The organism is Moorena sp. SIO3H5, assembly GCF_010692395.1.
Lineage (GTDB): Bacteria > Cyanobacteriota > Cyanobacteriia > Cyanobacteriales > Coleofasciculaceae > Moorena.
Map to the genome: position 1 here is coordinate 1 of NZ_JAAHHS010000621.1, position 3,145 is coordinate 3,145.

2 protein-coding genes are annotated in these 3,145 nt (G+C 43.6%); both read right to left on the reverse strand.

Going from position 1 to position 3,145, the window contains the following annotated elements; genetic code table 11:
• Positions 1-682: 682 nt before the first annotated feature.
• Positions 683-2,305, reverse strand: a complete 1,623-nt coding sequence (locus F6K52_RS34585) for a DUF4157 domain-containing protein (RefSeq protein ID WP_293089465.1) — start codon at positions 2,303-2,305, stop codon at positions 683-685.
• Between the two features lie 128 nt (positions 2,306-2,433).
• Positions 2,434-3,145 (reverse strand): DNA/RNA non-specific endonuclease (locus F6K52_RS34590; protein WP_293089468.1); only part of this gene is annotated, 712 nt, incomplete at its 5' end.

The following is a 3,145-nucleotide window of genomic DNA, read 5'->3' on the forward strand; positions in this document are numbered from 1 at the left end:
TTTTCTGAATAAGTGTGTCCTCGGTTTTGGTGGTCGTTGCGTTACGCCCCGCGATGCAAACGCACCCTACTGGCGTGGCAAGCCTTAAATGTTGCATTAGAAACAGATGGGGGAGTGTGGGGGGTGTGGGGAGTGTGGGGAGTGTGGGAAGATGGGTACCAAAAATCTATTGCACTATTTTAGCTGTGCCACGCCACTACAAGATCGGCGATCGCACTCCATATTGCTCGGCGGTTAGTGATGATTCACACCCCTCGTTATGGCCGTTGGCTCCATGTGGCGGAAACTGAGTTGTGTGTTCTGTCTTTTCTTGATCATTTCATACGCCATGGGATAGCCGAAGATCTTCTTTTGGATATTTTTTCTCGGCCGCAGGTGCGGAACAATTGCTTCCAACATTAGTATCTTTTTTGTTAACTGTTTTTTCTCTTGTCCTTCTCATATTTTTGATTCCCTCTATCTTTGTTTATGGAGCCTATTTTTAGGTCTTTTTCTCATTTGTTTTTTCTCGGTCACCCTCTCGTATTGTTCGGCGCTCCTTTTTTTTTATACTTTTTTTTCATTTTATTAGTGATGAGTTAGGTGGTCAATCTTAAGGTCGCACCCCTGGGTTTAGATTACCCACAAATCAAATAGCCTTTTCCTACTTATCCCTCCCTGAACTGCCTAGGGTTTGCAATTTTTATCCCATGCCATATTTTTTCATTACTTTATTCATCCCTTTCATCATTTCTTTCGTGACTTTGGTGAGTTGGGCCAGCTCCTCCTTTTCTAGGGGGACTGCATCTCCTGTATTTTTCTTTACCGGGATTTTCGTAATTTTCGTGTGGTTTATTGCTGCGATCAATGGGATACTCCAATCTGAATGGTGACATAAGTAATAGTTGGGGTCTTTGCTTTTTTTTGCATTGATGGCGAATCGCTCAAAAAACTCTTGCTTGCTTAATTGATTTACTGTATAGATTGCCCAGTCCTTTTTCTCTAAGGCATTTATTATTAGTATTTCCACTCCTTCTATGATGCTGGCCAATTTTGGTGCTGCTTCAGCCATATCATCTCCAGCCTTGAGGTCAGCAATCGCTTTCAGTTTCTCTCCAACCTGATCTAGCCATTTTTTTGCTTCCTGTTTTAGTTTGTCGGATTTTTCTGTGGCATTTAGATATTCTTCTGGGTTTAATGCTATGTATAATAGTGCTTGTTTTTCGTTCTCGTCAGTTGCCCCCCTAACCGATTCTGCGCTCGTTGCTCCCGCAACTATTCCTGCTTCGATGAGCGCCTTGTTGATCAGCATCACAAAGTTTTTTGTCGTATTTTCATCGTATTCATCTTCGTCCACTAGGACTTCTAGAGCTTCGATCAGGGTATTCCTATCTGTTATATCATTCTTTGTATCTTCGGGCAGGAGATAAAATATATCGTTTTCTTTGGCTTTTCCTTGTGTTAGAATTTCTAAGTTATCCCAAAATTCATCCATTTTTTCACTTTTGAATTCTGGGATCTGCTTTGTTATCTCGTCTAATTTGTCGCTCTTTATCCTTTGGATTACACTCCGGTTCAGTTCGGTCTTGGTCTCAACTCTCTGCTCTTTTGGCTTGTCCTGAGCTGACTGTCCTGAATTTTGCTGCACCACGTGTGTTAACTCATGTGCGATCGTCTCCTGCCCTCCTCTACTGCTGGGGACATATTCTCCCCGCCTAAAGAAAATGTCTTTTTCTGTAGTAAAAGCCTTCGCTTGAATTGCTCGATTTAACTTATCCGACTGCCCATCAGTATGAACCCTCACTCCACTAAAATCTACACCACCAAATGCCTTCTCCATTGGTTCTCTAATCCCTTCTGAAAGTGGTTGCCCACTACCTCGCGATCGCGCGATCGAAGATTCCAGTTCTGGGGTTGCGGTCATCCCTTCCCGATCACCCTTAAGCTGAAGCCTTGGTTTTCGTTGCAGTTCCTCGTCTACTTCTCGGTTTCGAAGTCTTTGAAGGGTTTGCCTTGGTTGGAGTTTCCCAGACTGTGAGCCATGAAGCTGTTGCACCACTTGCTTTGCCACCCGATCAGCTTCCTGTTCGTACTTATCACCAGCTGGCCCAATCTTTAACTTAGCTTGGACTGGCATAGCAGTATGATTGCTGACAGGTATCTCCATCAAGTCCAGTTGAATACCTGAGCGATCGCCCGCTGCAGTTTCTGTTTGGGGTGTCAAAGTTTTTGCTGGTAGCTCACGCACCGCACTCCGTTGCAGTATCCAGTTGTCGGTGTCCTTCTGGGGGGACTGGTTGCTTTCGCGTACATATTGACGAGTCATTTTTTTGATTTTCCTTTTCTCTGTTCTTCCTAATAAATACTAAGCGATCGCACGGTCTATGATAAATAGTTCTTTGTCGCTTGTTCGCGTCCGCACTCGAACAATGGATTTTTCAATTCTGTGATTTCCTACTCTTTATTTTTGATTTTAATTGGTCCGATTTTGTTGATATGTTTATTTTGAGTTGGATGGAAGTTTGCCATTGTCACTTCGATATGGTCAGCGAAAGCGGGTAAATGCGCCTTCTGCAAGTTTGCTGGCATATTGGGAAAATCACTCTTTGCTGCTTTTTTCGAGCTCACATTTACTTGGTATTCAACATACTCATTGGCTTTGACATCACTTTTTAGGTGTTTCTCGATTTGTTTTTCATGGTCGTGATTAGCCGTTTTACCCAATGGGGTTAAATTCCGCAAATCATTTCCGGGACCTCCAACTTTTTCATTAAGCAGATGTCCTCGTACTATATGCTTTGTCCAATAGGGTTCCGTACCTGGCTTCGGCCACCATTTAGGGGCTACCGATGGACTAGAACCTTTCAGGTTGTCGTTGGGATCGACCACGCCATGGGCCGAGGTTCCACCTTCATATTTATCTAGCGGTCCAAAATCCATTGTTGTCTTGATCGCTCGTTGGTCGTTAAATGCCAGCTTCCCTTTTTTATTGGGTGGTCCGGAAATTACAGCAGTTGAACCTCGCTTTCTCGAATCAATCTTAGTTCTTTGAATTGTTCGGTTCGTCTGTGCTGGTAACTTCCCTGCATTTCCTGTTGATTTGTGCTTTACTCGTTCATCTTGGCTCTTATTGGGAATTGTTTGGACGAGGGGCTGCTTTCTTTGA